This window comes from Streptomyces sp. NL15-2K, from assembly GCF_030551255.1.
GTDB lineage: Bacteria > Actinomycetota > Actinomycetes > Streptomycetales > Streptomycetaceae > Streptomyces.
Map to the genome: position 1 here is coordinate 4,715,285 of NZ_CP130630.1, position 24,852 is coordinate 4,740,136.

Genomic DNA, 24,852 nt, shown 5'->3' on the forward strand with positions numbered 1-24,852 from the left:
TGTCCTGCGGCAGATAGATGCAAGGGGAAGGAATCCGCGTGGGCGACACGAGACCCGATATACGGGCGACCGCAGAGCCCACCACGACCGGCCGGCGGGGCGCCGTCGTAGCCGCCCTCATGCTCGCGATGGCACTGGCCGCCCTCGACTCCACCATCGTCTCCACGGCCGTCCCGCAGATCGTCGGCGATCTCGGCGGCTTCTCGATCTTCTCCTGGCTGTTCTCCGGCTACCTGCTCGCCGTCACCGTCACCCTCCCCCTCTACGGCAAGCTCTCCGACACCTTCGGCCGCAAACCGGTGCTGATCACGGGCGCGGCCCTCTTCCTGCTCGGCTCCCTGCTGTGCGCGCTGGCCTGGAACATGGGGGCGCTGATCGCCTTCCGTATCGTGCAGGGACTGGGCGGCGGGGCCTTGCAGGGCACGGTCCAGACCCTCGCCGCCGACCTCTACCCCCTGAAGGACCGACCGAAGATCCAGTCCAAGCTGTCCACGGTGTGGGCGGTGTCGGCGGTCGCGGGCCCCGGCGTGGGCGGGGTGCTGGCGGCGTACGCGGACTGGCGCTGGATCTTTCTGGTCAATCTGCCGATCGGGGCGGTGGCGTTGTGGCTGATCGTCCGGTATTTGCACGAACCGGAGCGGGACAGGGGACTTGGGGACCCTGATCGGGATACGGGCCTTGGGGACCGCGATCGGGATACGGGGCTCGAGGACCGTGATCGGGATACGGGGCTCGGGGACCGTGATCGGGATACGGGGCTCGGGGACCGTGATCGGGGTCGGGATACGGGACTTGGGGACCGCGATACGGCCTCCACGCGCGCGCGTGTCGACTGGGCGGGCGCGCTGGCGGTGTTCGCGTGCGGAGGCGTCCTGCTTACGGCGCTGGTACAGGGCGGGGTGGCGTGGCCCTGGCTGTCGGCCCCCTCGATCGCCCTGTTCGGCACGGGACTTGCCCTGGCGGCGGTCGTGGTGCTGGTGGAACGCCGGGCGGCCGAGCCGATCATCCCCGGGTGGGTGTGGCGCCGCCGTACGATCGCCGCGGTCAACCTCGCCCTCGGCGCGCTGGGGTTGCTGATGGTGGCGCCGACGGTGTTCCTGCCGACGTACGCCCAGTCGGTGCTGGGGCTCGCGCCCGTGACGGCCGGATTCGTGCTGTCGGTCTGGACGCTGAGCTGGCCGGTGTCGGCCGCGCTCAGCCAGCACGTCTACCGGCGCATCGGCTTCCGCAACACGGCGATGCTGGGCATCGGCGCGGCGACGCTGATCCTGTTCGCGTTCCCCTTCCTGCCGTACCCCGGCGAGGCCTGGCAGCCGACCCTGCTGATGCTGCTCCTCGGCGCGGCACTGGGCCTCTTCCAACTCCCGCTGCTCGTCGGGGTGCAGTCGACGGTGGGGTGGTCTGAGCGGGGTACGACGACGGCGTCGGTGCTGTTCTGCCGCCAGACGGGCCAGACAGCGGGGGCGGCGATCTTCGGGGCCGTGGCGAACGGGGTACTGGCCGCACGGCTCGGCAGCGCGAGCGACCTGGACTCGGTGACGCGGGCCCTGGACGCGGGCACCGCGCCCGAGGCGACCCGCCGGGCGATCGCGGACGCGGTGCACGCCGTCTACCTGGGCGCGTCCTGCGCGGCGGCGGTGGCCTTCCTGGTGCTGCTCGTGCTGGCGCCGCGCAGGTTTCCGGTGCTCAAGGAGTGACGCCCGGACAGGTCAGGGCAGTCGGACCGAGACCTCGGGGTTCGTGGGCGACGGGCCGTCGAGCGACGGCTGGGCGATCCCCTTCAGGTGCAGGTCGAAGAAGGCCGCGACGTACGCGCGCGTGAGGGCCTGCGAGCGCTCGAAGGGGAGCGGCGCGGTGTCGGGGATGCCGGCCAGCTCCGCGAGCAGCGGCACGTCGGTGAAGGAGCCGTGGTCGGCCCCGGCGACCGTCAGCCAGCGCTTCCAGCCGTCCAGGTGAGCCCATGCCTCGTCCCAGCTGTCGTCGAGGGTCCTGTCCTTCGCCCCGAACATCAGGAAGGGACGGCCGTCGAGGCCACGGTCCGGGACGGGAGCGAAGAAGGTGCCGTCCATGTTCACGCCGGCCCGCACGCGGGCGTCGGCGGCCATGGTCGCGGCGCTGGCGTTGCCGCCGATGGAGTGGCCGCCCATGCCGATCCGCCGCGCATCGATCATGCGGGCGTGGCGCCAGGCGGGGTGACGGCCGGTCAGCCGGTCCAGCACGAAGGAGAGGTCCCCGACCCGGCTCTTGGCGACGACCGCGGGCCCGCCCTCTGGGAGCGGGTCACAGATGGCGCAGGGCAGAGTCCGCCCGTCGGGCAGGGTCGTACCGGCGTTCTCATACGGATGATCGACCACAGCGACGACGTACCCACGGCTGGCCAGGTCCTCGGCGAGGCCGGTGAGGGTGGCGCGCGGGAAGGTGAAACCGGGAGAGAGCACGACGAGCGGGAATCTGCCGTGCGCCGGGCGCGCGCCGGTGTGCGCCCAGGTACGGACGCCGCTGATCACCTCGGGTGCGACGGTGGCATCCGGGGCCCTCAACCGCAGCAGGTGGCGGGCCTCTTCGATGGTCATGTACGGAGCGGTAGGTCCGCCCGCACCGGGCCGGGCGGGGTAGTACATGGACACCATCAACTGGCGCGCGCCGGCGGACGGTACCCAGGGGTCCGGACGGTCGGTGTCGACGAGGTGCAGTGTGCTGCGGCCGACGGGGTGAGGGCCGGTGGGGCGAGGCAGTTCGGCCCGCGCGTCGACGGTCGCCGAAGCGGCGGAGGGTGTCGGTGGTGCGGCGGACACGGCACCCGCACCGGCGATCGGCAGGGACAGCGACAGGGCGAGCGCGAGCGCGGCGGCCGCGGATAAGCGGCCGACGCGGCGGGATCTGTTCGTCATGCCGAAGACGGTAAGCCGCCCGATCACGGCCCGACATCGCCTCAGAGGCCCACGGCGGTGTCGTACCGTGAGACCACCGAGACCACCGAGTTCATACCTCGGACGGACATCCGTCGCTGTTGTCCCTGTCCTGGCGCCCATGGTGAGGATGGAGCTGCCACTTCGATGTGCTGGTGGACGGGGAGGGGCACCTCATCGGCCGCGTGAACCTGGTCGACGCCGAGGACGGTTCCGCTGAGCTCGGGCATCGCGTCGGCGAGCGGGCGGCGGGCAAGGGTGTCGCTACGGCGGCGGTCGCGGAGGTGTGCCGGGTGGCCGGTACGGCGTACGGGCTGACGTCCCTCGTCGCGGTCACCACCCTCGACAGGCCCCTGTCCTGCACTTCGCCAGGGCGGCGGGCACGCTGATCTCTCTCCCCCCAGCTCACCAAGAGTCTGCGTTTAATGCGGGTAACACCCGAGGTCAGCGTAGTAAGCGCATACCGACCGATCAGTTTGGTGAAAACCTCGCGCATCCCCGTTCCCAAGAAGTAGCGTGCGTGGCTCCCGCTCCCCCGGACCCGAGCCGCGCAAGGAGCACCGGGATGTCCTACGACCCATATCCGCCGCACTCGTACCCACCGCACCGGCACCCGCCGCACTCGTACTCTCCCCACGACGCGTCACCGCCGCATGCCCCCACCTCCCCGTGGCAGCCGCCCGCCGCGCCCGAACCGGCCGAGCGACGCCCCCGCCGCCACCCCGCCCTCGGCCACCACAGCGACCTGCGGATTCTGCGCAGCGCCTACCGCTGGCAGCGGCGTACGGCCACGCTCACCGCGCTCGGCTACTTCACGCTCTTTCTGGTGCTGTCCGCGTTCGCGCCGTCGTTCATGACGGGCACGGTCGGCGACGGACTGCCCACCGGCCTGCTGCTCGCGCTGCTCCAACTGCCCGTCACCTGGCTGGCCATCGCCCTGTACGAGCACACCGCCCGACGTTACGTCGATCCGCTCGCGGACCGCATCCGCAAGCACGCCGAGCTGGACGCGAAGCGGGAGGGGGCGGCGGCACGATGACGGGCTTCAGTGATTCCGCGCAGGCGATGTCCCTCGTCGGCTTCTCCACCGTCGCCACCATCACCCTGCTGCTGTGCGTGATGACCGGCCCGGACCGCGACGACCTCGACGAGTTCTACACCGGCTACAGCTCCCTGTCCCCCATGCGCAACGGCCTGGCGATCGCGGGTGATTACATCTCCGCCGCGACCGTGCTGGGCACCGGCGGGGTCATCGCCCTGTGGGGCTACGACGGGGTCGTCCTCGCCCTCAGTACGGCGCTGTCGCTGATGCTGCTGATGTTCCTGCTGGCCGAACCGCTGCGCAACGCCGGCCGATTCACGATGGGCGACGCGCTGGCGCGGCGGATGCCGGGGCGGGGTGTGCGTATCGCGGCGTGCGTGGTGACCCTCGCCGCGCTGCTGCCGCTGATGCTGGTGCAGCTCGCGGGGACGGGGCAGTTGCTGGCGTTCGTCCTGGGCTTCTCCGACGACTCGCTGAAGACGGGCTGCATCATCGGGCTGGGCGTGCTGATGATCAGTTACGCGGCGATCGGCGGGATGAAGGGCACCGCCCTCATCCAGATCCTGAAGATCGTGATGCTGCTCGGGTCGGGCGCCGTGGTCGCCGTACTGATCCTGAACAGGTTCGACTGGGACCCGGGCGCGCTGTTCGACAGGGCAGCGGAGCAGAGCGGGGTGGGATCCACGTTCCTGAGGTCCGGCCTGCAGTTCGAGAGCGGCCCGCATCCGGGCCTCGACATGATCAGCTCCCAGCTGGCCGTGGTCCTCGGCGGCGCCTGTCTGCCGCACGTCACCATGCGCATGTACACCGCCTCCAGCGCCCCTCAGGTGCGCCGTTCGATGTCCTGGGCGGTGTCGTTGGTGGTGCTGTTCGTGCTGGTCATCACGGTCGTCGGGTTCGGCGCGACGGCACTGATCGGGCGGGCGCTGATCGCGCAGGCGGATCCGCAGGGCAACACGGCGTACCTGCTGGTGTCGCGGGCGGCCTTCGGCGCGGACGTGTCGACGGCGGAGACACTGCTGTTCACGACGGTCACCACGGCGATCTTCCTCACGCTGCTCGCCTCCGTGGCCGGCATGATCCTCGCCTGCGCGAACTCCCTCGCGCACGACGTGTTCGCGGCCCGCGTGCAGCAGATGTCGGAGCGCCGCGAGATGATGCTGGCCCGCGTCTCGGCCCTCGCGGTCGGCGTCCCGGCGATCGTGCTGGCCACGCTGGTCCAGCACCGCAGCCTGCAGCCCCTGGTGACCCTGTCCTTCTGCCTGGGCGCCTCGGCCATCGCCCCCGCGCTGGTCTACAGCCTCTTCTGGCGCCGCTACACCCGAACGGGCCTGCTCAGCACGCTGATCGGCGGCTCGCTGGTGGTGCTGCTGCTGATGCCGGGCACCAACCTGGTCTCCGGCTCCCCCGTCTCCGCCTTCCCGGAAGCCGACTTCAACTGGGTCCCGTTCACGACGACGGGCCTGGTGTCGATCCCGGCGGGCTTCCTCTTCGGGTGGCTGGGGACGGTGGCCTCCGGGAAGCGGAAGGCGGAGGAGCAGCGGCGGCAGTACGAGGCGGTGGAGGGGTGGATCCTGGCGGGGGCGGTGAGGAGGGAGAGCTGAGGCCCCTTCGGCAACCGGGCCGCCGGGTTGGCGTCGGGGGCATCTCCCCAACATCGGCGCCTCCCCTCACTCCATCGGCCACTCCATCGACTCACTCCATCGGCTCACTCCATAGGCGCCCGCCCCGTCAACGCCGCCAAGCTGTTCCGTACGTGATCCATCTGCGCCTGCATGTCGTCCCACCTCTCCCCGTGCTCCCGCAGCACCCGCTCCGTCTCCCGGGCGATCCGCTCCGCCCGCGCCCGAGCCTCGGCCACGACCTCCACGGCCCGCTCCCGCGCATCCTCCTGCCGCTGCGGCGCCGACTCCTGCGCCTCGGCGAACGCCTGCTCCGCCTCCGCCAGCGCCGCCTCGGCCCGCGCCAGCCGCTCGGCGTTCCGGGTGTCCAGCGCGGCCGACCGTTCCTCCGCCTCGCGCTCGGACTCGGCCCACCGCTCGGCGTGCTCCTTGGCCTGCTCGGCGAGCATCCCGGTGGTGCGCTGCCGCATCTCGCGCAACGCGGCCATCGCCTCACCGCGGCACTCCTTCACCTCGCGCCGGGCGCCGATACGGATCTCGTCGGCCTCGGCGCGCGCCGCGAGCAGGCGCTGCCGGGCGCGTTCCAGGGCCTCGGCGCGTACGGCATCGGCGTGCGCCTGCGCGGCTTCGCGCAGGCCGTCCGCGTACTCTCGCGCCTCCTCGACCAGGCGCTGCGCCTCTTGCCGCGCGCTCTCCCGCACGGCCTCGGCCTCCTCCTGGACGAGCTGGTAGAGCCGCCGCGCGCCCTCCCCGAGCGCCTCGTACGTCTGCGGAGGCAGCGCCGCCACGGTCTCCCGCAGCTCTACGAGCTCCTCCTCCATCTCCCTGGCCAGCACGGTCAGCCGGGCGGCGCGTTCCCAGGCGGCGTCCCGGTTCCGGGAGAGGGCGTCGGTGTACGCGTCGACCTGCTCGGGGCGGTAGCCGCGCCCCCGTACAGCCTCGAAACCGCGTGGCGGCACCGATCCGCTGCTCATCCTGGAACCCCTCTCCGCCGAACGAACGCGACATAATGATTTCGCGCATATCTTGATGTATCGGACGGAAGTGTTCATAACGCGACACTCCGCGCGCAGGTCATGGTCTGCCCGCGCACCGTCTTCCCGCGCACGCGAGAGGGCCGGGCCCGGTCACACGACCGGGCCCGGCCCCACGTACGGGCGTTCAGCGCCTCACAACAACCCGTCCCACATCTGCTCCAGCAGCACCGACCACCAGCTCTCCGGCGAACCGAGCGCCGCCGGGTCGAGCGCGGCCAACTGGGCCTGGAAGTCGACGGTCCAACGGCCCGCCTGCTCCTGGTTCAGCCCGAACCTCAGCCGCCACATCCGGCCCAGCAGCGCCAGGCACCGCTGGAACTCGGGCAGCCCCGTGTTCACGAACTGCGGCGGCACGGGCCCACCGCCCGGCCCCGCCTCCACGGGCACGGCGACGATGTTCGCGGTCCCGTACTGCACGCAGATCGCCTTGCCGAAGTCGCTGCCCATGACGAGGTACGAACCCGCGTCCGAGGCCGGCTGCACCCCGCGCTCGGCCGCCAGCTCCGCCAGCGTCGGCACCGGCCGCCCCGGCTGGGACTGCGCCCAGAAGAACGGCCCCATGTCCGTCGGCAGCCCCGCCACCACCAGCGAGTGCGCCACGACCGGCGGCACACCCTGCCGGGACACGGCAGCCTGTTCGAACCGGAAGAGCCCCGGCCCGAACGCCCCCGCCAGCTCCTGCGCCACACCCTCCGGCGGAATCGGCGGCGCAGGCTGCACCTGGGGAAGCGGCGCGCGGATGGGCGCCGGCCGGGCAGGCCCGTCGGCCACCTGGTGCAGCTCGCCCTGGTGCGCGATCAGTTGCCGCATGCCCTGCTGCCGGCTCGCGTGATCCGTGCCGTACGGCGCGATGCTCGTGATCCGCGCCTGCGGCCACTGCTCCCGGATCATCCGCGCGCAGTACGCACCCGGCAGCTCGCACGACTCCAACTCCGTGTGCAGCTCCAGGACCTGATCCGGCGGCACGTTCATGGCGCGCAGCTCGTGGAAGATCTGCCACTCCGGGTGCGGCGTACCCGGCGCCGAACGCCGGATCAGCTGCTGCTCGGAACCGTCCTGCGCGCGGTACCGCAGTACGGCCTGATAGCCGGGGCCGACGGTCGGCGGCGCCTGCTGGGCCGGGTAGCCGTACGACGGCTGCTGTCCGGGCACGGCCTGCCCGGGCGGCGGCATGGCACCCGGCGGCGGCATCGCGCCGGGGGGCATCGGCTGGGGAGCGCCGGGAGGCATACCCGGGGCACCGGGAGCCGGCGGTGGGGGCATGCCAGGGCCGCCGGGGGCCGGGGGCGGCGGAGGCATGCCGGGTACGCCGGGGGCGTGCGGCGGAGGAGGCGTGCCTGGGCCGCCCGCCGGGGGCGCGGACAGCACGGTCTCCGCGTGGTGCACGGCACCTCGCGCACCACCGGAGGAGCCCTGCGAACCGGGGGCACCGGGCGGCGTGCCGGGGGCACCGGGCGGCGTGCCGGGGACACCGGGAGCGCCCGGAGGCTGCGGCACGCCCGGGGCGCCAGGCATGCCCGGGGCGCCCGGGGGATGGGGTGCGCCGGGGGAGCCAGGGGCACCCTGTGCCCCCGGAGCACCGGGAGCACCGGGAGCACCCGGCGGCTTGGGCGCACCCGGGGCACCAGGCACGCCCGGGGCGCCCGGAGGCTGCGGCGCACCTCTACCCGGGCCCATCCGGCCCGGATCGGCAAGCATGGTGGCGGCCTGGTGCACACCGCCCGGAGGCGTACCACCGGGCGCACCCGGGGCGCCGGGAGGATTCGGGGCACCGGGCGGGTTCGGCGCACCGGGAGGATTCGGGGCTCCCGGAGTATTCGGCGTACCGGGCGAGTGCGGCGCACCAGGCGGGTTCGGCGGGCCCGGAGCGTGCGGTGCCCCCGGCCCCTGCTGGGCACCAGGTCCCTGCGGGGCACCAGGTCCCTGCGGAGCCCCAGGTCCCGATCCGGGACCCTCAGGCCCGTCGGGGCCGAGCGCCGATACGAGCTGCGTCGGCACGTACCCGCCCGCCGGTGCACCCGGCGCACCGGGCCCGGACGGCGCAGGCGTGCTGCCCGGCCGCGCTCCCGGCGTCCCCGGGGCGCCCGGCGGAGGCGGCGGGTTCGCACCCGCGCCCCCACGACGCGGCGGAGGCGCCGCCTTGCTCGTCGCTGCATCGGCGATGTCCCCGGCATTCGGCGGAAGCGGCCGCCCCGGAGCACCGGCCCCGGCAGCCGGAGGCTGAGGAACCCCCGCACCACCGTCGGACCCCTGCGGATAGCCGTACGACGGCGCACCCGGCGGCGGCGGAGGCACAGCCCCCGGCGCACCACCCGGAGGCGGCGTACCCGGAACACCCCCACCCTGCGGATACCCGTACGACGACGGAGAGGGAGGCGGCGGCGTAACACCCCCAGCCGACCCACCCGGAGGCGGCGCACCCGCAGCGCCCGAACCCTGCGGATACCCGTACGACGACGGAGAGGGAGGCGGCGGCGTAGCACCCCCACCCGGCCCACCCGGAGGCGGCGTACCCGGACCACCCGGAGACGACGCACCCGACCCGTCCGGGTCGTCGAGTGCCGGCGCCTGTGCCGTCGGCGGAAGCCGGCTGCCGCCCGATATCAGGGCCGTCTTGGCGTCCGGCGTCGCCGTGGGCGGCGGAGGCCCGTCGTCGGCGCCGCTCAGCGGCGGCGCGAACACGGTCGCGGGCAGCGGCACGGAACGGTCCTCACCGGCGTCCGCGTTGGTGTCGGTCCCGGCCCAGGGCGTCGCCCCGGCCGGCACGCCCGGCGCACTCGGCGGCGCGGGCGCCGGCCCGCCACTCGACGCACCAGCACCAGCACCAGCACCAGCACCAGCACCAGCCTCCTGACCACCCCACGTCTCAGGCAACGACGGCGTACCACCGCCCGTCGAGGCAGCAGCCGCACCGGCACCCGACCCGGCACCCCCGGCCCCCCGCCGATCCGGAATCCCCAACTTGTCCGCCGCCTCCTGCAACCACTCCGGCGGAGTCAACAAGAACGACGTCTGATTCAGGTCCACCCGAGCCGCAGGCGCCGGCGCCGGTTCGGCCGCGCCGTTCGGGCGGCCGTACTCCTCCTCGTACCGGCGAATCACCTCACCCACCGGCAGCGAGGGCCACAGCGTGGCCTCCCCGCTGTCCCGCGCGATCACCAGCCGCTGCGCGCCCCCGTCCGAACGCGGCCCGTCCGCACGGTCCTCGGCCCACACCACGAACCCGAGTTCGAACTCCCGCACCAGCACCTCACGATGCTGGTACGACGGCACATCCCCGTTGATCCACTCTTCCGCGCGCTCCTGCGCCTGTGCGAACGTCACCATCGCGAAGCTCACTCCCCCACCGAAGGCGCCGAGGCCGCCGCATCCACAGGCACCGCACGCGCGAATCCGCCGTCCACCATCAGATTCGCCACCGTCTCCAACTCCGGCGGATTGCCCGCCAGCCGGGACAGAAACGCGTCGAAATCCTCACCGCACGGCAGCAACAAGCGCTCCACCCGCTCCGCCGGCGGCCACGCCGGATCCACGTCCCGCGCGTCGTCGTACGCGCAGAACCACACCGAACCGGTCCGCTCGCCCTTCACCTTCACGGCCAGCAACCCGCCCTGCACGAACCCGACCCCCAGATAGTCCTTGGTCAGATGGTCACGCAGACACTTGTTGACGTACACGAGGTCATTGACCGCCGCCTCGTCCCGCACCGTGAAGAACGGCTGGTCCACCAGCAGCCCCAACTCCGCGTCCAACGCCGCCCCCACCGGCGCACACCCGCCCGCCGCCTTCAAGAACGACCGGTACGCACCCGGCAGCCGGTACCCGAGGTCCTCCTCGACCCCCTGCACCTGCGACTCCGTCACCGCCACACCCGACTTCGGCAGCCGGAAATGCACCGGACGCGTCTCCTGAAGCGGCCGCGTCCCCCGCTTGTTCTGATCGACACGCGCCACCGCGATACCACCGTGATGCCGCAGCAACGCCTTCACCTCGACCGGAACCAACACCAGGTGCCGCGAACCCACCATGTGATGCCACGTCAAGCCGTGCGGCGTCGCCACCGCCGACACCGTGTCCCACAACTCGTGCCCACTCGCCGCCAGCGCCGCGTTCGCCGACACGTAATCCGTCAGCCGCAACTCGTCGACCCCGAAACCCTCCGGCGGCTCGGCGATCTCCGCGGCCGCACGCGCGTAGGGCGAGAAGTCGGGGTAGCCGCGCTCGTCCACCCGCACCCCTCTCGGGTGACGGGCCGCCCGGACCGGATCCGGGAAGTGCACGACCTGCCCGGCGTAGGCCGCGTTCGGCGGCGCGGCTTGTCCCCCAGCCTGGCGGCCGGGAGGTGCCCCCAGCCCGAGCCGACCTGTCGTCATGGCGGTTGCCCCCTGCGGCATTCTGTACGAACCGCAGTGACCAGCTCTGGCCCACTACGCCCCGTATCGACTGTCTCGTCCGTCTCGACTTCCGTCTCGACTTCTCTTCGTCAACCCTCCACGCGGAAACCGCGTGGATCGCGGTGCGGACAGCCTATGCGGTACGACGACACCGGTCACCGGGCCCCGGTCAGCGACCCTCCGCTTCCGTGACCAGCCGTCACCCCGTCGTGACAGCCCGCCCAAACCCGGGCGTGTCGCGAAGCCCCAGCTTCCCCACCAGCCTCGCCATTTGGCAGTCTGTCTCCGCCGGGGGGATGCTCGGGAGGGGATGACGATCATGAACACGACGCAGACGGGACCACAAGCAGCACCGCGACCAGGCACGCCCGCGGCCGCGTCCGGCGACCCCCGCATCGGCTGGAGCAGCACCGAAACCCCGCACGCCCCCGCTCTGCGCCACCGCCGCGACGGCATACTCCCCACCGTCGCCGCCGCCCTCTCCGTCCGCGGCGCCACCCTCACCGGCACCGCCGCCCGCGGCGACCAGCCACCCGCCCTGCACCCCCTCGTCCAGGACTTCCTGGACATCCTCCCCAGCGCCGGGCGCGACCGCTTCACCGGCCGCTGCGCCGAAACCATGCTCATCTCCCGTCACATCGCCGCCGCCGACGCCGCCCGCAGCAAACGCGCCGCCCGCAGACCGATGACCAACGGCGAAGCCCGCAAAGCCCTCAAACAGGCCAAACTCACCGCCAGACGCATCCGCGAGGACGGCGACCCCCTCCACGGCAGCTTCGCCGCACCCTGCCGCGCCTGCACAGCCCTCAGCGCCCACTTCGGCGTCCGCATCGTCGACCCCACGACGACAGCCGGCTGACCCGCAACACACCCTCCATCACCCCGTCACCCCATCACCCCATCACCCCGTCACCCCGTCACCCCGTCACCCCGTCACCCCTCACATCCCCCACAGCAAGGAAAACCGCACGACAGCGCCACCAGCGCTGGTCCCTGACCTCGACGAACGAACGGCAGATGCACCCCGACCGCACCTCCACCACACGCTTCCCGGTACCCGTCGACGCCGCCCTGCGCGCCGCCGGCTGGCAACCCGGACGCTGGGACATAAAGCAGGCCGAAATCTGGGCCGACGCCCTGCGCGACCACACCTCACCCGCCGGACACCGGCACGCCGTCTTCCCCGCAGCCGTCGAAGCCTGGGCCGAATTCGGCGGCCTCCACATCACCCCCACCGGACCCGGCCGCCAGATCGCCCCCGCCGCCCTCCACTTCGACCCGCTGCACGGCCTCCACATGGCCCGCACCCTCGGCGACCTCGGCCGCGCCCTCGACACCCAGGTCTGCCCCCTCGGCGCCGAAACCGACACCCAAGCACTCCTCGCCATCGACACCGCCGGCCGCGTCTACGCCCTCGACCACACCGGCGACTGGTACCTCGGCCCCGACCTCGACCAGGCCCTCGCCACCCTCGTCTCCGGCATAGAACCCAGCCGCCTGACAGCCGACTGAGCCCCGGCAGCGGCGGCCACGCGACCGACCGCACGGCGCCTACGCGGTCACGACGCCGGAAGCACCGCCGACACCCGAAAACCCCCCGCATCCGTCGGCCCCGACACAAACACACCGCCCAGCGCCGAAACCCGCTCCTTCATCCCCACCAGCCCATTGCCGCCGGACGGCAACCGCGCCGACGAGGCCGACGACACCTCGTCCGGCGGCTCGTTCTCCACCTGCATCGCGATCTCCGACGCCCGATGCGCCAACCGCACATGCGTCTTCGCCCCCGCCGCATGCTTGTGGACGTTCGTCAACGCCTCCTGCACCACACGGAACGCCGTCTGCTCGATCTCCGCCGCATACGACCGCGCCTCACCCTCCACCGACAGATCGACCACCATCCCCGCGGCCGCCGACTGCCCCACCAACACCTCCAGATCCGACAGACAAGGCCCCTCCGCCCCACCCTCGTCATCGGACACCCGCGACGCCGCCGCAGCAGCGGCCACCCCCACCGCCGCCAACGGCACACCCTCACGCCGCGCCACACCGCCGTCCCCGCTGCGCAGCACCCCGAGCATCTCCCGCAACTCGGTCAACGCCTGCCGCCCCATGTCCCCCACCAACGCGGCATTCTTCACAGCCTTCTCGGGATCCTTGCGAGCCACCGCCTGCAGCGCGGCCGCATGCACCACCATCAAGCTCACCCGATGAGCGACGACGTCATGCATCTCCCGCGCGATCCGAGTCCGCTCCTCATTCCGCGCCCACTCGGCCCGCTCCTCGGCCCGCTCCGCCAACAACTGAAGCTCCCGCTCCAGACTGTCCGCCCGCTCCCGCAGACTCTCCATCAACCGCCGCCGCGCCCCTATGTACAGACCCAGCAGAACCGGCGGCGCGGTCAGCCCCAGCGAAATCGTGATCGCCGCGAAGGGGACGAACCAGTCCCCGATCGTCAATTCCCCTTGCGCCATGTCCTGCCGCACCTGCACGAACGTCACGATCAACGTCCCCACCAGCGACATCCCCGCCAGCGATCCGATGATCCGCCGCGGCAACTCCGACGCCGCCAACGTGTACAGGCCGACGATGCCCATCAGGAAACCCATCTGAGCAGGCGTGATCGCGATCGTCACCAGCACCACCGCGACCGGCCACCTGCGCCGCACCACCAGCACAGAGCCGGCCAACAGCCCGAACACGATCCCGGCGGCCACCGGAATCCCCGCGTCCCGCGCGAAGGGATACCCCTCCACCGCGCACTCCGCCGACGACACCACCGCCAGACTCAAATCCAACGCCGCACTTCGCCGCCGCACCCACCACCACGGCCCTCCCAAGGCCGTCGTGTGGTCTTCCCCCGTCGTGGTCATGCCTCCAGCCTACGGGCGCCCGGCGCCCCTTTTCCGGTGAGTTTCGACGCCTGGCCCACACCACACTCCGTGATCGAACGGCGACGATTCCGCCTGAAATCCCTCGAACTGCTGAATCGCTCACCGTTCGACCCCGGAAGATCGGATTCCGGCCGGACGGTATGCGTATGGCACATGCGCATGGCAAGTACGCGGACTTCGAGGGGTTGCGGGAGCGGGCGGTGGGGCTGCGGCGCGAGGGACTCAGCCGACGCCAGATCCGCGACCGACTGCACGTCGACAACAACGACATCCTCAACCGCCTCCTGGAGGGCGAGCCGCCTCCGGAATGGACGAAGCGCCCGAACGCGAAGGACGACCTGAGGGACAGGGCGAGGGAACTGCGGCTCCAGGGCTGGACGTACGACCAGATCCAGGTGGAGCTGGGGTGCTCCAAGAGTTCGATCTCGTTGTGGGTACGGGATCTGCCGAAGCCGGAGCGTCGGAAGCGGACGCGGGAGGAGGCATCGGCGATCGCCAAGCGCGGCTGGGAAGCCACACTGCGTCTGCGGGAAGAGGAGCGCCAGCGGACCCAGCAGTCGGCGGCGCGAGAGATCGGGCAGCTGACGGACCGCGAGCTTTTCCTGGTGGGCATCGGCCTCTATTGGGCCGAGGGCTCGAAGAGCAAGCCGTACCGGCGACAGGAGCGCGTCACCTTCGTGAACAGCGACCCCGGCATGATCACCCTCTTCCTGGCCTGGCTCAATCTGCTCGGGGTGGAGCCGGAACGCCTCAGGTTCGCCGTGCAGATCCACGAGACCGCCGACGTGGCAAGCGCCGAGCAGTTCTGGGCAGATCATGTCGGCGTCGAACGATCAGCGCTTCTCAAGACGACACTCAAGAAGCACAAACCCAGCACGAACCGGAAGAACACAAACGAGACCTACTACGGCTGCCTCCGTGTCGATGCCCGGGGAGGAGCCGACCTGTACCGTCGTATCGAAGGCTGGTGGTCTGGCATGGTGGTGGAGGCCAAGCGGCGAACCGCGTAGGCTGCCCTCGGTAATCCCCCGTGGTGTAATCGGCAACACACTCCGCTTTGGACGGTGTATTTCAGGTTCGAGTCCTGGCGGGGGAGCAATGCTCGGTTCGGGCCCTGACTGACCTGTCAGGGCCCTTACTCATAACCCTCACGAAACCCCCCGGTATCCTGCGGATGTCCAACCCCCACCCATCCAAAGCCGAAGGGCAACCCCGTGAGCGCCATTCGCCCGGCAGCCGTCGTCGTTCTCGCAGCGGGTGAGGGCACCCGTATGAAGTCGGCCACACCCAAGGTCCTGCACGAGATCTGTGGCCGTTCCCTCGTGGGCCATGTGCTCGCCGCCGCGCGTGCGTTGCGGCCCGAGAACCTCGTCGTGGTCGTGGGCCACGCCCGTGAGAAGGTCACCGCGCACCTCGCCGAGATCGACGCCGAGGTCCGCACGGCGGTGCAGGCGCAGCAGAACGGCACCGGGCACGCCGTACGCATGGCGCTGGAGGAGCTCGGCGGTTCCGTCGACGGGACGGTGGTCGTCGTATGCGGGGATACGCCCTTGCTGACCGGCGAGACGCTTCAGGCCCTCGCCGCCACCCACTCGGCCGACGGCAACGCGGTCACCGTGCTCACCGCCGAGGTGCCGGACGCCACCGGTTACGGCCGTATCGTGCGCGACGGCGCCTCCGGGGCCGTCACCGCGATCGTCGAGCACAAGGACGCCTCCGAGTCGCAGCGGTCCATCCGGGAGATCAACTCCGGGGTGTTCGCGTTCGACGGGCAGTTGCTCGCGGACGCGCTCGGGAAGGTCCGTACGGACAACAGTCAGGGTGAGGAGTACCTCACCGACGTCCTCGGGATTCTCCGTGAGGCCGGTCACCGGGTCGGTGCCTCCGTGGCCGCCGATCACCGGGAGATCGCCGGGATCAACAACCGGGTGCAGCTCTCCGAGGCGCGCCGGATTCTCAACGACCGGCTGCTCACCGAGGCCATGCTGGCCGGCGTGACCGTCATCGACCCGGCGACGACCTGGGTCGACGTGACTGTCACCTTCGAGCAGGACGCCGTCGTGCACCCGGGTACTCAGCTGCACGGTTCCACGCATCTGGGTGAGGGCGCGGAGGTGGGCCCCAACAGCCGCCTCGTCGACACTCGTGTCGGGGCCGGCGCTCGCGTGGACAACACGGTTGCCAACGGTGCGGAGGTCGGTCCGCAGGCGAGTGTGGGGCCGTTCGCCTACCTCCGGCCGGGTACGTGCCTGGGTCCGAAGGGCAAGATCGGGACGTACGTGGAGACCAAGAACGCCTCCATCGGCGAGGGGACCAAGATCCCTCACCTCTCGTACGTCGGTGACGCCACCATCGGTGAGTACACGAACATCGGTGCCGCGAGTGTGTTCGTGAACTACGACGGGCAGGCCAAGCACCACACCACGGTGGGTTCGCACTGCCGTACCGGTTCGGACAACATGTTTGTGGCTCCTGTCACGGTCGGGGACGGCGCGTACACCGCGGCGGGCTCGGTGATCACGAAGGATGTGCCGCCGGGTTCGTTGGCCGTGGCCCGTGGTCAGCAGCGGAATATCGAGGGTTGGGTGGCTCGTAAGCGTCCGGGGAGCGCGGCTGCGAAGGCGGCCGAGGAGGCCTCCCGCCAGGGGGATGGCGAAGACTGACCGGAAACGGGCACGCCGGACACGGCGTACCGTGATAAGTGCACATCCACATAAGTGGACACCTGCACCCCACCAGCCGGGACGGCCTCTCGCAGCCAGCTGAGAGGGTTGTTCGGTACCAGTTGTGAGACCTCTGAGGAGACAGTGCTGTGACCGGGATCAAGACGACCGGCGAGAAGAAGATGATGTTCTTCTCCGGCCGCGCCCACCCCGAGCTTGCCGAGGAGGTCGCCCACCAGCTGGGTGTCGGGGTTGTCCCGACCAAGGCCTTCGACTTCGCCAACGGCGAGATCTATGTGCGTTATCAGGAGTCTGCGCGTGGTGCGGACTGCTTCGTGATTCAGAGCCATACGGCTCCGATCAATCAGTGGATCATGGAGCAGTTGATCATGATCGACGCGCTGAAGCGGGCGTCGGCGCGCTCCATCACGGTCATCGTGCCGTTCTACGGTTACGCGCGGCAGGACAAGAAGCACCGTGGACGTGAACCGATTTCGGCGCGTCTGATCGCGGACATGATGAAGACGGCGGGTGCGGATCGCATTCTGACCGTGGACCTGCACACCGATCAGATCCAGGGGTTCTTCGACGGGCCGGTGGATCATCTGTTCGCGCTTCCGCTTCTCGCGGACTATGTGGGCGAGAAGGTGGACAAGGGCAAGTTGACGGTGGTGTCCCCGGACGCCGGCCGGGTGCGGGTCGCGGACCGGTGGTGCGACCGGCTGGGTGCGCCGCTGGCGATCGTGCACAAGCGGCGTGACAAGGATGTGGCGAACCAGGTGACCGTCCACGAGGTGGTGGGTGAGGTCAAGGGGCGTGTGTGTGTGCTGGTCGACGACATGATCGACACGGGTGGCACGATCTGCGCGGCCGCGGACGCTCTTTTCGCGCACGGCGCGGAGGACGTCATCGTGACGGCTACGCACGGTGTGCTGTCGGGTCCGGCGGCGGACCGGTTGAAGAACTCCCGGGTGAGTGAGTTCGTGTTCACGAACACGCTGCCGACTCCGGGTGAGCTGAGCGATGGCCTGGACAAGATCACGGTGTTGTCGATCGCGCCGACGATCGCGAGTGCGGTGCGTGAGGTGTTCGAGGACGGTTCGGTGACGAGCTTGTTCGACGAGCAGTAGGGACAGTCGAGCAGTAGGGACGGTAGGGACCCCTCACAAGATCCTTTTGGGTACGGCCTTCCTCGCCGAGTAGACTGCTGAAGTTGCTCGGCGAGGGAGGCCGTTCTCCGTCTTACGGCGGTGGATTCGGCGATCCGTTATCGACGCGCTCTTCGTAGCAGGCCGTTCGTGGCCGGGTGACCACGTCCGTTACTGGTTTCTACGAGGAGTGATCACATGTCCGAGGTGAAGATCGCCGCCGCGACGCGTACCGAGTTCGGCAAGGGCGCTGCCCGCCGTATCCGCCGCGACAGCAAGGTCCCGGGTGTTCTGTACGGCCACGGTCTGGACCCGGTGCACCTGACCCTTCCGGGTCACGACCTGCTTCTTGCCCTGCGTACGCCGAACGTCCTGATCGCGCTGGACATCGACGGCAAGAAGAACGAGCTGGCGATTCCGAAGTCCGTGCAGCGTGACCCGATCAAGGGCTTCCTGGAGCACGTGGACCTGCTGCTCGTGAAGCGCGGCGAGAAGGTCAACGTCGACATCTACGTCCACACCGAGGGTGAGCTGGCGCCGGGCGGTTACCTGCTGGAGCACGTGCTGAACGCGCTGCCGGTGGAGGCCGAGGCCACGCACATCCCCGAGTCCGTCACGGTCTCCATCGAGGGTCTGGCGGCCGGTGACTCGGTCCTGGCCAAGGACATCCCGCTGCCGAGCGGCACCACGCTGGCCGTCGACGGGGACACGGTCGTCCTGCAGATCCTTTCCGCGCAGGCGGAGGAGGCCCCGGAGGGTGAGGCCGAGGGCGAAGAGGCCGCCGAGGCCTGATCCTCACCTTCGTCGTTTCGTCAGCCGCTGTTCCCCGTGGGGGCAGCGGCTGGCGCGTATCAAGGAGACATGCACGTGACGACCGATGCCAACGCGCCCTGGCTGATCGTGGGGCTGGGAAATCCGGGGCCCGAGTACGCCGGCAACCGGCACAACGTGGGGTTCATGGTCGCCGATCTGCTCGCGGAGCGGGTCGGGGGCAGGTTCAAGCGGGCCGGTAAGGCGCAGGCGCAGGTCGTGGAGGGGCGGATCGGGCCGCCTGGGCCGGCGAACCGGCGGGTGATTCTGGCGAAGCCGATGTCGTACATGAATCTGTCGGGCGGGCCGGTGAACGCGCTGAAGGACTTCTACAAGGTGCCTGTGGCGAACATCGTGGCCGTCCATGACGAGTTGGACATCGATTTCGGCACGCTGCGGTTGAAGTTCGGTGGCGGGGACAACGGTCACAACGGGCTGAAGTCGATGACGAAGGCGATGGGGTCCGACTATCACCGGGTGCGGTTCGGGATCGGGCGTCCTCCGGGTCGTATGCCGGTGGCGGATTTCGTGCTGAAGGACTTCTCGTCGGCGGAGCGCAAGGAGTTGGACTACTTCGTGGACCGGGCGGCGGATGCCGTGGAGTGCCTGGTGATCGAGGGGCTGGAGCGGGCGCAGGGGACGTACAACTCCTGAGGGTGCGCACAGCGTCGGACGTGGTCAGGTGGGGGGCAGGTAGGCCGCGAGGCTGGTCTGGATGTCTTCCGTGGCGTCGGGGTGGGCGGCGAGCCAGCGGTCGGCCTGGGTTCTGACGTCGGGGTGGCGGGGGGCGGCGGAATCGTAGGCGGCGAGCGTCCGCAGGACGTGTTTTGCTCTGCGTCGGGGTGCGTGTTCGCGTAGCCAGGCGAGTGCCACGGGGAGGACGTCGGGGTGCGGAGGAGGAGTCCTCCGCAGGCTGATCAAAAGGTGTTCCAGGAGGTATCCGGCGGTCTGGCTGGTGCCGTGCGGTGACCGGAGCTGGTTCATCGAGTGCTCGATCGTGGCCAGGCGTGTGCCGTGCGGGGGGTTGCGTAGGTCCAGCAGCGCGACAAGCAGGTTGCCCGCCCTTTCGTTGGGGGCGTAGGCCTTCAGCCAGTCGAGTGCGGCGCGCACCAGGTCGGGGTCGGGGTTCTCGTCGTCCGCACAGTGGGCCAGGAGTCTGCGGAGCACTCGGTTGTCGCTCGGCAAGGGGTGGTCGAGGTCGAGTCTGTTCCTCGCGCACCGGGCGGCGGGGGGCCAGATGTCCGGGTATTTCAGGCTCGTGCTCAACAGCAGATCCAGGAGGCTGTTCTCTTCGTCGGCGGTTTCCTGTGTGCGGTCGCGTGCGGCGAGCCGGGCCTGGACCGCCTCGAGCACTGCCCGGGCCCCGTCGTCGCCGAGTTCGTCGGCTTTTCTGAGTGCCTTTTCCAGGACTGGGAGGGCCTTGTCATGGGTGGGGCAGGCGCGGACCCAGTGCAGGGTGAGGCGGGTGAGCGTCGTCGTGTCGAGGTCGTCGGGGACGGTTTTGCGGGCGGAGCGGAGGGCGTCGAGTACGTAGACGGCTCTGTCGCTGTCGCCGTTCTTCGCCAGCCAGCGCAGCGCCCGATCGACGCCGGCCTTGACGGCGTCCGAGTTCTGGCCGTGGAGCACGCGGTAGAGGTAGGGGGCGATGACGAAGGAGGCCTGGGGGTCCTGGGGGTGGGCTTCGAGCCAGGTGCGTGCGTGCCGGAGGATGTCGTCCTGCTGGTCACCGCGCAGGCCGTTCATTCGCAGGAGTTCTTGCAGGACGAAGCTGTCGTCCAGGTCCGTGTCCGGGGTGGTGGGCATGCGTGCGAGGACCGCTTCCGCCGCCTTCTGCCGCTGCTCTTGGTGCATGTCGCTGGTGCGGGCGATGAAGGGGCCCAGGAGCTGCCGGTCCCATGTCCGGTTGGCCGTGAGCCAGGTGAAGGTGGCGGAGACGGCGATGTCGGTGACGCTGGGGTGGTCGGGGTCGGTGGTGGTGCTGTCCCGGTACTTCAGGAGGTGGCGCAGGACGAAGGTCGCCGTCGGCAGGAGCGGGTGCCGTTCGAGCCAGGCGAGTGCGGCTGCGACGCTGTCCGGGGCGGATTCGGGGGCGGCCGTGAGGGTGGCCTCGTGGAGCAGGGGGGCGAGGACGAAGGAGGCGTCGTCGTCCAGCCCGTTCTTCGGGTCGGAGAGCCAGGTGTGGGCGTACCGCACTGTTCGGCCGACGGTGTCGGGGTGCAGGTCAGGGGTTTTGAGCAGGGCTTTCAGGACGTAGCTGGCGTCGGTGCTGTCGCTGCGGCAGTGCAGCCAGGTGAGGGCGAACGCGGCGATGGGGTCGACGCGGGGCAGGTGGGGGCTGGGGAGGGCCGCTGTGTAGAGGTAGGTGGCCTGGTCGTGGGTGCCGTATTTGGTCAGCCACTCGTGGGTGGCTTTTGCCAGTCGGGCCCGGTCGGTGGCGGGGATGTGCTCGGTGCGGTGGAGGGTGGTGAGCAGGCGTCCGGTCGCGAGTTCCTGGCTGAGGTCGTCGGCGAGTTGCACGGCGGTGTGGGCGGCGTGAGCGGCGATGTCGGGGCGGTGTCCGGTGTGGCGCAGGAGGGTGCGCAGGCGGACGCGGCCTTCGCGCGTGGTGCCGTGCCGGTCGAGCCAGGTGCGGGCGGGGGCGGCGACGTACCGCTCGTAGTCGTCGGTGGGGCGGTCGGGGCCGATGGTGGCGCGGGCGAGGGCGTTGATGAGGTGGATGGCGTCGGGGTCCTGGTCGGCGTGCCGATCGAGCCATTCCTGGGCGGCTTCGAGGAGGGCGGTGGGGGCACGGCCGCAGTTGAGGGCGGCGCCCGTGAGGAAGGTACGGATGCGAGTGGGGTCGGCTCCCTCCAGCCAAGGGGTGACGAGGGTGTGCCATCGGTCGACGACTGCTCGGCGCCAGGGGGTGGCGGAGATCATCGCCAGGAGGGTGGACATGCCTTCGACAGGGTTGTCGCGGAACAGGCCGAGGACGGTTGCGGTGTTGGCCCCCAGCCAGGTGGCGCAGGCTCGGGCGAGTTCCCGGTGGTGGGTGTCCTCGAGGTCGGAGCCCCAGCGGTCGAGGTGCTCTACGGCGCGGTGCAGGGAGCGTATGTCGCCGCGGAGGGCGTTCAGGAACTGTGGGGGGATGTCCGGGGCGAAGGTGTAGTGGTCGGGAAGGCAGGTCTGGCTGAGGAAGAGGTCGGTGACGATGTCGTGGAAGGTGTCGAGGGTCTCTTCAGGCTGCTCGGCCGCGGTGACCAGCCATCCGTGTGATTTGAGACGGGCGACGACCCATGCGCCGGTGACGCCGGGGGTGTTCGTGTGGTGGTGCAGCAGGGTGTCGGCGGCCTGTTCGACGGCGTCGCGGGTGTGGACGCAGGCGAGGGTCGCGGCGGCCGCGGCGAGGAGTTCCGCACGGTCGGATGCCGCGCCGAATTCCTCTCCGGTGCGATTCACGAACCAGCCGATGAGGGTGTCGGGGCGGGGTGCATCGGTGGCGGAGGGGTCGAGCCGTCGGGCGTCGGCCAGTCGCTCGAGTTCGAGGGCGAGCAACAGGGCGAGGATGGGGCGGGTGGAGCAGAGGGCGGCCATCTTCTCGTCGCCGAGGATGCCGAGGGCGTTTTCGGCGACCTTTTCGAAGATGCGCTGGGCGACGGCTTGTTCGCGTTCGTCGTCGTTGCGGAGTTCGACGCGGGTGAAGAGATCCCGGTAGCCGCGGTTGCCGAGGGTTTCGAGGGCGCCAGGGCGGACGGAGGCGACGCAGGCGATGCGCAGGCCGTGCTCGGCCTCGGTGTGCAGGAGGGCGTTCAGGTCGGCCAGGTCGAGGTTGCCGTATCTGTCGAGGTAGTCGAGGACGAGGAGGACTTGGCCCTCGGGTCCGACGGCTTCGCGGACGCCGTCCAGGAGTTGTTCGGCGTTCAGGCCGGCGTCTCGCTGTGGGTGGAAGACCTGCCACTTTTTACTCAGTGCGCGTTGGGCGATTTCGAAGCAGGTGCGGGTCTTGCCGACGCCGGCGGGACCGGTGAGGAGGACGCCGCGTAGAGGTGCCCCGAAGCCGGTGGAGTCGCTGCTGCCGGTGAGGTCGGCGAGGATGCGGTCGGGGGAGGCTTTGTGGCGGGGGTCGGGCGGCAGGTAGGGCAGGCCGTTGTCGGTGAGGAATCTGCCCTTGGCGCCGAGCCGGGTGAGGGCCTCGTCGTGGGTGCGCAGCCAGTCGGGCCGGTTGACGGACGGTGTGGGGCGCAGGCGGGGGCCGGTCCAGTGTTCGTCGTCGATGCTGATGCTTTGGCTGCCCTCGGCGCGCAGGGCCGCGCGGACGGCTTCGGCGACGTGGGTGAGGTCGGGTGGCCATGCCTGGTGGTCACGGAGTTGGTCGAGGAGGGTGCGGGTGAACAGTCCGCCTTCGGAGCCGCTGTATGCGGCGCTTCCGGCCTGGGTGGCTTTGAGGGCGATGAGCAGGGTGGGTGGCCTGGGCCGGGGGACGGTGTTGGGGAAACTGTTGATTCCGTGGCCGTGGGCCATGGCTGTGGAGGGGGGTACGAGGCGGCAGGCGTCGATGAGGAGCACTTTGCGGGCGATGCCGTCGTAGCCGGGGTCGTGGAGCAGGGAGTCGCGCAGGCTTTTGGTGTCCAGGGCCCAGCTGCCGTCGGCGTACGGCAGGAGTTCGACACCGTCGGGTGGGAGGTGCACGCCGTGGCCGCTCCAGGCGAACCAGAGCAGGTCGGCCTGTTGGCCGTGCAGGCTGACGAGAGCGTCGCGGACGTCCGACTCGGTGGCGGTCCGCAGTCGGGTGATGCCCAGGTGCCGGGCCTCCTCCTCGGTGCGGGCGGCGTCGAGGGGGGACACGCACAGGTGGATGTGGTCGGCGGGGACGCCGTTCTCGGTCAGCCACCGTGCGTGGCCGAGTGCGTCGGCGGCTGCTCCGGGGAGCGGGTTGTGGCGGGTGGCGTACTGTTCGGCGCCGACGAGGACGGCGTGGGTGCGCCGTGGGTCGATGTCGGGGAGGGGCTCGGTCACGCCTCGCCTTCCCTGAGGATGCCGGCGAGGAGTGTGTGGAGGTCGGGGTTGCTGAAGTAGGCGCTGTGGGAGGCGGGGAAGGGCTGTCCCGATGTGCGCTCGATGTCCCTGGCCCGGCCGGGGAAGACCGGCTCGGCGAGGAAGGCGAGCAGGTCGCGCCTGTCGTAGACGTTGGTCCAGGACGGGAAGTGTTCGGGCAGGGGTTTGCCGGGGTCGAGGCAGGGCAGGGCGCCCAGTTCGTGGAGGTGGGCGGCTTGGGAGCCGACGGTGACTAGGTGGCGTACGCCGGGCAGTTCGTGCCGGGCGAGCAGGTCGACGGCGGCGACGCCGCCGAGGCTGTGGGCGACGAGCACGACGGGGCCGTGTTGTGCGGCGACGTCGGTCACGGTTTGCCGGATGTGGGTGCGCAGTCCGTCGCCTCGGGCGAGGTATTTGAGGATGTCGCCGGCTTTGGGGTGGGCCTTGTCCGTCATGGAGGCGCGTTTCCACATCAGGTAGCGCATCCCGCCCAGGTGGGCGAGCACGGTCCAGGTGCCGCCGAGGACGCCGCGTACGGTTCCGCCGCCGAGGGCCTGGGTGAGGAGGCGGACGGCCTCGTCGCGCTGTGCGGGGGACCAGGGCGGGGGGCTGCCGTCGCGGATGGCGCCACTGAGCAGGTGGGCGACGACGGCGGTGGCGACGGCGGTGGGCAGCTCCCCTGCGGGCAGGCCGTGGGTGAGGGCCTCCTGGCCGGCGGAGCTGTCGAGGACGGCGGTCATGGCGTCGGTGAACTCAGCGCGTGCGCCGGCCACGTCGAGGAGCGCGGCGAGATCGGCCGGTGGTTCGGCGGCGAGGGCGCGGGCCTGGTCGGCGAATCCGGGGCGGGGGCGTTCGTACAACGCCCGGGCGATGTCGGCCTGGTCGTCCGGCGCCGGTGGGCGCAGGGGTGTGAGGGGGGCGTCGTAGAGGACGCCCCAGATGTTGGCGGCCTCGTCGTCGGGGGGCAGGTCGGCGGACGTTTCCTCGGACGGTTTCCCGACCGTGGTGCCGGCCGTCGCAGCGGTCGGCTTCGCTGCGGTACGGACGGTCTTTGCCGCGCCCGGTACGGTCGTCCGGCCCTGCCCCTCGTGCACGCCGAAGACGTCACCCCAGTAGCACTCGTGCACCTTGGTGTCCGGTGCGATGTGCGCGAGCCCCTTGCGTAGTTCGGCTGTGGTCTTGTCGTAGGCCTTGCGTCTGACCCCGGTGCCGTGGACGAACATCAGCCCGGTCATGCCACTCCCCCCTCGTCCCGCTGTCCTCTCATCTTCCGTGTTTCGCAAGGAGGTTGAAAGCCCCGTGCTCCGGTCCCTCACCAGT

General features: G+C 70.7%; 17 protein-coding genes, 1 tRNA gene and 1 pseudogene. 12 read left to right on the top strand and 7 right to left on the bottom strand.

Annotated features, from left to right (window positions below):
• Window positions 1–17: 17 nt before the first annotated feature.
• A complete protein-coding gene (locus Q4V64_RS20920) occupies window positions 18–1,697 on the top strand; it encodes an MFS transporter (RefSeq protein WP_253267101.1) in 1,680 nt (559 codons plus the stop codon).
• A 12-nt stretch (window positions 1,698–1,709) separates the two neighbouring features.
• On the opposite strand, the gene Q4V64_RS20925 is transcribed toward Q4V64_RS20920, so the two are convergent.
• Complete coding sequence (locus Q4V64_RS20925; RefSeq protein ID WP_124441607.1) at window positions 1,710–2,891, bottom strand: alpha/beta hydrolase; 1,182 nt, start codon at window positions 2,889–2,891, stop codon at window positions 1,710–1,712.
• A gap of 155 nt (window positions 2,892–3,046) precedes the next feature.
• Between Q4V64_RS20925 and Q4V64_RS20930 the strand changes: the two are divergent.
• The 3 genes and pseudogenes from Q4V64_RS20930 to Q4V64_RS20940 all read left to right on the top strand — a co-directional run.
• Window positions 3,047–3,256, top strand: a pseudogene (locus Q4V64_RS20930) (GNAT family N-acetyltransferase); the annotation flags it as partial.
• A 218-nt stretch (window positions 3,257–3,474) separates the two neighbouring features.
• Window positions 3,475–3,948: a DUF485 domain-containing protein gene (locus Q4V64_RS20935; protein ID WP_124441605.1), complete on the top strand. Its 474-nt coding sequence runs from the start codon at window positions 3,475–3,477 to the stop codon at window positions 3,946–3,948.
• Entirely contained in the window at window positions 3,945–5,555 is a 1,611-nt protein-coding gene (locus tag Q4V64_RS20940) for a cation acetate symporter (RefSeq protein WP_124441604.1), read from the top strand. Before Q4V64_RS20935 ends, Q4V64_RS20940 begins: the two co-directional genes overlap by 4 nt.
• A 104-nt stretch (window positions 5,556–5,659) precedes the next feature.
• Here the strand turns inward: Q4V64_RS20940 and Q4V64_RS20945 are convergent, their stop codons facing one another.
• From Q4V64_RS20945 to Q4V64_RS20955, 3 genes are all read right to left on the bottom strand, one after another.
• Window positions 5,660–6,547, bottom strand: coding sequence for a cellulose-binding protein (locus tag Q4V64_RS20945; protein ID WP_124441603.1), 888 nt, complete (start codon window positions 6,545–6,547; stop codon window positions 5,660–5,662).
• A 195-nt stretch (window positions 6,548–6,742) separates the two neighbouring features.
• Window positions 6,743–9,937: an SUKH-4 family immunity protein gene (locus Q4V64_RS55110; RefSeq protein ID WP_124441679.1), complete on the bottom strand. Its 3,195-nt coding sequence runs from the start codon at window positions 9,935–9,937 to the stop codon at window positions 6,743–6,745.
• Between the two features lie 8 nt (window positions 9,938–9,945).
• Window positions 9,946–10,983, bottom strand: coding sequence for an SMI1/KNR4 family protein (locus Q4V64_RS20955; protein ID WP_124441602.1), 1,038 nt, complete (start codon window positions 10,981–10,983; stop codon window positions 9,946–9,948).
• 331 nt (window positions 10,984–11,314) lie between these two features.
• Here Q4V64_RS20955 and Q4V64_RS20960 point away from each other — a divergent pair, with 331 nt between their 5' ends.
• Entirely contained in the window at window positions 11,315–11,863 is a 549-nt protein-coding gene (locus Q4V64_RS20960; RefSeq protein WP_124441601.1) for a YwqJ-related putative deaminase, read from the top strand.
• 158 nt (window positions 11,864–12,021) lie between these two features.
• Window positions 12,022–12,516 (top strand): SUKH-3 domain-containing protein, encoded by a 495-nt coding sequence (locus Q4V64_RS20965; protein ID WP_124441600.1) that lies wholly within the window; start codon window positions 12,022–12,024, stop codon window positions 12,514–12,516.
• Window positions 12,517–12,563: 47 nt separating this feature from the next.
• Here Q4V64_RS20965 and Q4V64_RS20970 read toward each other — a convergent pair whose 3' ends face one another.
• Entirely contained in the window at window positions 12,564–13,877 is a 1,314-nt protein-coding gene (locus Q4V64_RS20970) for a histidine kinase (RefSeq protein ID WP_124441599.1), read from the bottom strand.
• A gap of 161 nt (window positions 13,878–14,038) precedes the next feature.
• Between Q4V64_RS20970 and Q4V64_RS20975 the strand changes: the two genes are divergently transcribed.
• The 6 genes from Q4V64_RS20975 (at window position 14,039) to pth (ending at window position 19,173) form a co-directional block, all read left to right on the top strand.
• Window positions 14,039–14,908, top strand: a complete 870-nt coding sequence (locus tag Q4V64_RS20975) for a hypothetical protein (RefSeq protein ID WP_172629307.1) — start codon at window positions 14,039–14,041, stop codon at window positions 14,906–14,908.
• Window positions 14,909–14,922: 14 nt separating this feature from the next.
• A tRNA-Gln gene (locus Q4V64_RS20980) sits at window positions 14,923–14,994 on the top strand.
• Window positions 14,995–15,112: 118 nt separating this feature from the next.
• Entirely contained in the window at window positions 15,113–16,561 is a 1,449-nt protein-coding gene (glmU, locus tag Q4V64_RS20985) for a bifunctional UDP-N-acetylglucosamine diphosphorylase/glucosamine-1-phosphate N-acetyltransferase GlmU (protein WP_124441597.1), read from the top strand.
• 149 nt (window positions 16,562–16,710) lie between these two features.
• Window positions 16,711–17,691 (top strand): ribose-phosphate diphosphokinase, encoded by a 981-nt coding sequence (locus Q4V64_RS20990; protein ID WP_124441596.1) that lies wholly within the window; start codon window positions 16,711–16,713, stop codon window positions 17,689–17,691.
• Window positions 17,692–17,907: 216 nt separating this feature from the next.
• Entirely contained in the window at window positions 17,908–18,501 is a 594-nt protein-coding gene (locus Q4V64_RS20995) for a 50S ribosomal protein L25/general stress protein Ctc (RefSeq protein ID WP_124441595.1), read from the top strand.
• 69 nt (window positions 18,502–18,570) lie between these two features.
• Window positions 18,571–19,173, top strand: coding sequence for an aminoacyl-tRNA hydrolase (gene pth / locus Q4V64_RS21000; protein ID WP_124441594.1), 603 nt, complete (start codon window positions 18,571–18,573; stop codon window positions 19,171–19,173).
• A gap of 24 nt (window positions 19,174–19,197) precedes the next feature.
• Here pth and Q4V64_RS21005 read toward each other — a convergent pair whose 3' ends face one another.
• Both Q4V64_RS21005 and Q4V64_RS21010 read right to left on the bottom strand, forming a co-directional pair.
• The gene (locus Q4V64_RS21005; protein ID WP_172629306.1) at window positions 19,198–23,514 is read right to left on the bottom strand and encodes a caspase family protein; all 4,317 of its coding nucleotides are present in this window, start codon (window positions 23,512–23,514) and stop codon (window positions 19,198–19,200) included.
• Window positions 23,511–24,767: an alpha/beta hydrolase gene (locus Q4V64_RS21010; RefSeq protein ID WP_172629305.1), complete on the bottom strand. Its 1,257-nt coding sequence runs from the start codon at window positions 24,765–24,767 to the stop codon at window positions 23,511–23,513. The genes Q4V64_RS21005 and Q4V64_RS21010 overlap by 4 nt, the downstream gene beginning before the upstream one ends.
• Window positions 24,768–24,852: the final 85 nt, after the last annotated feature.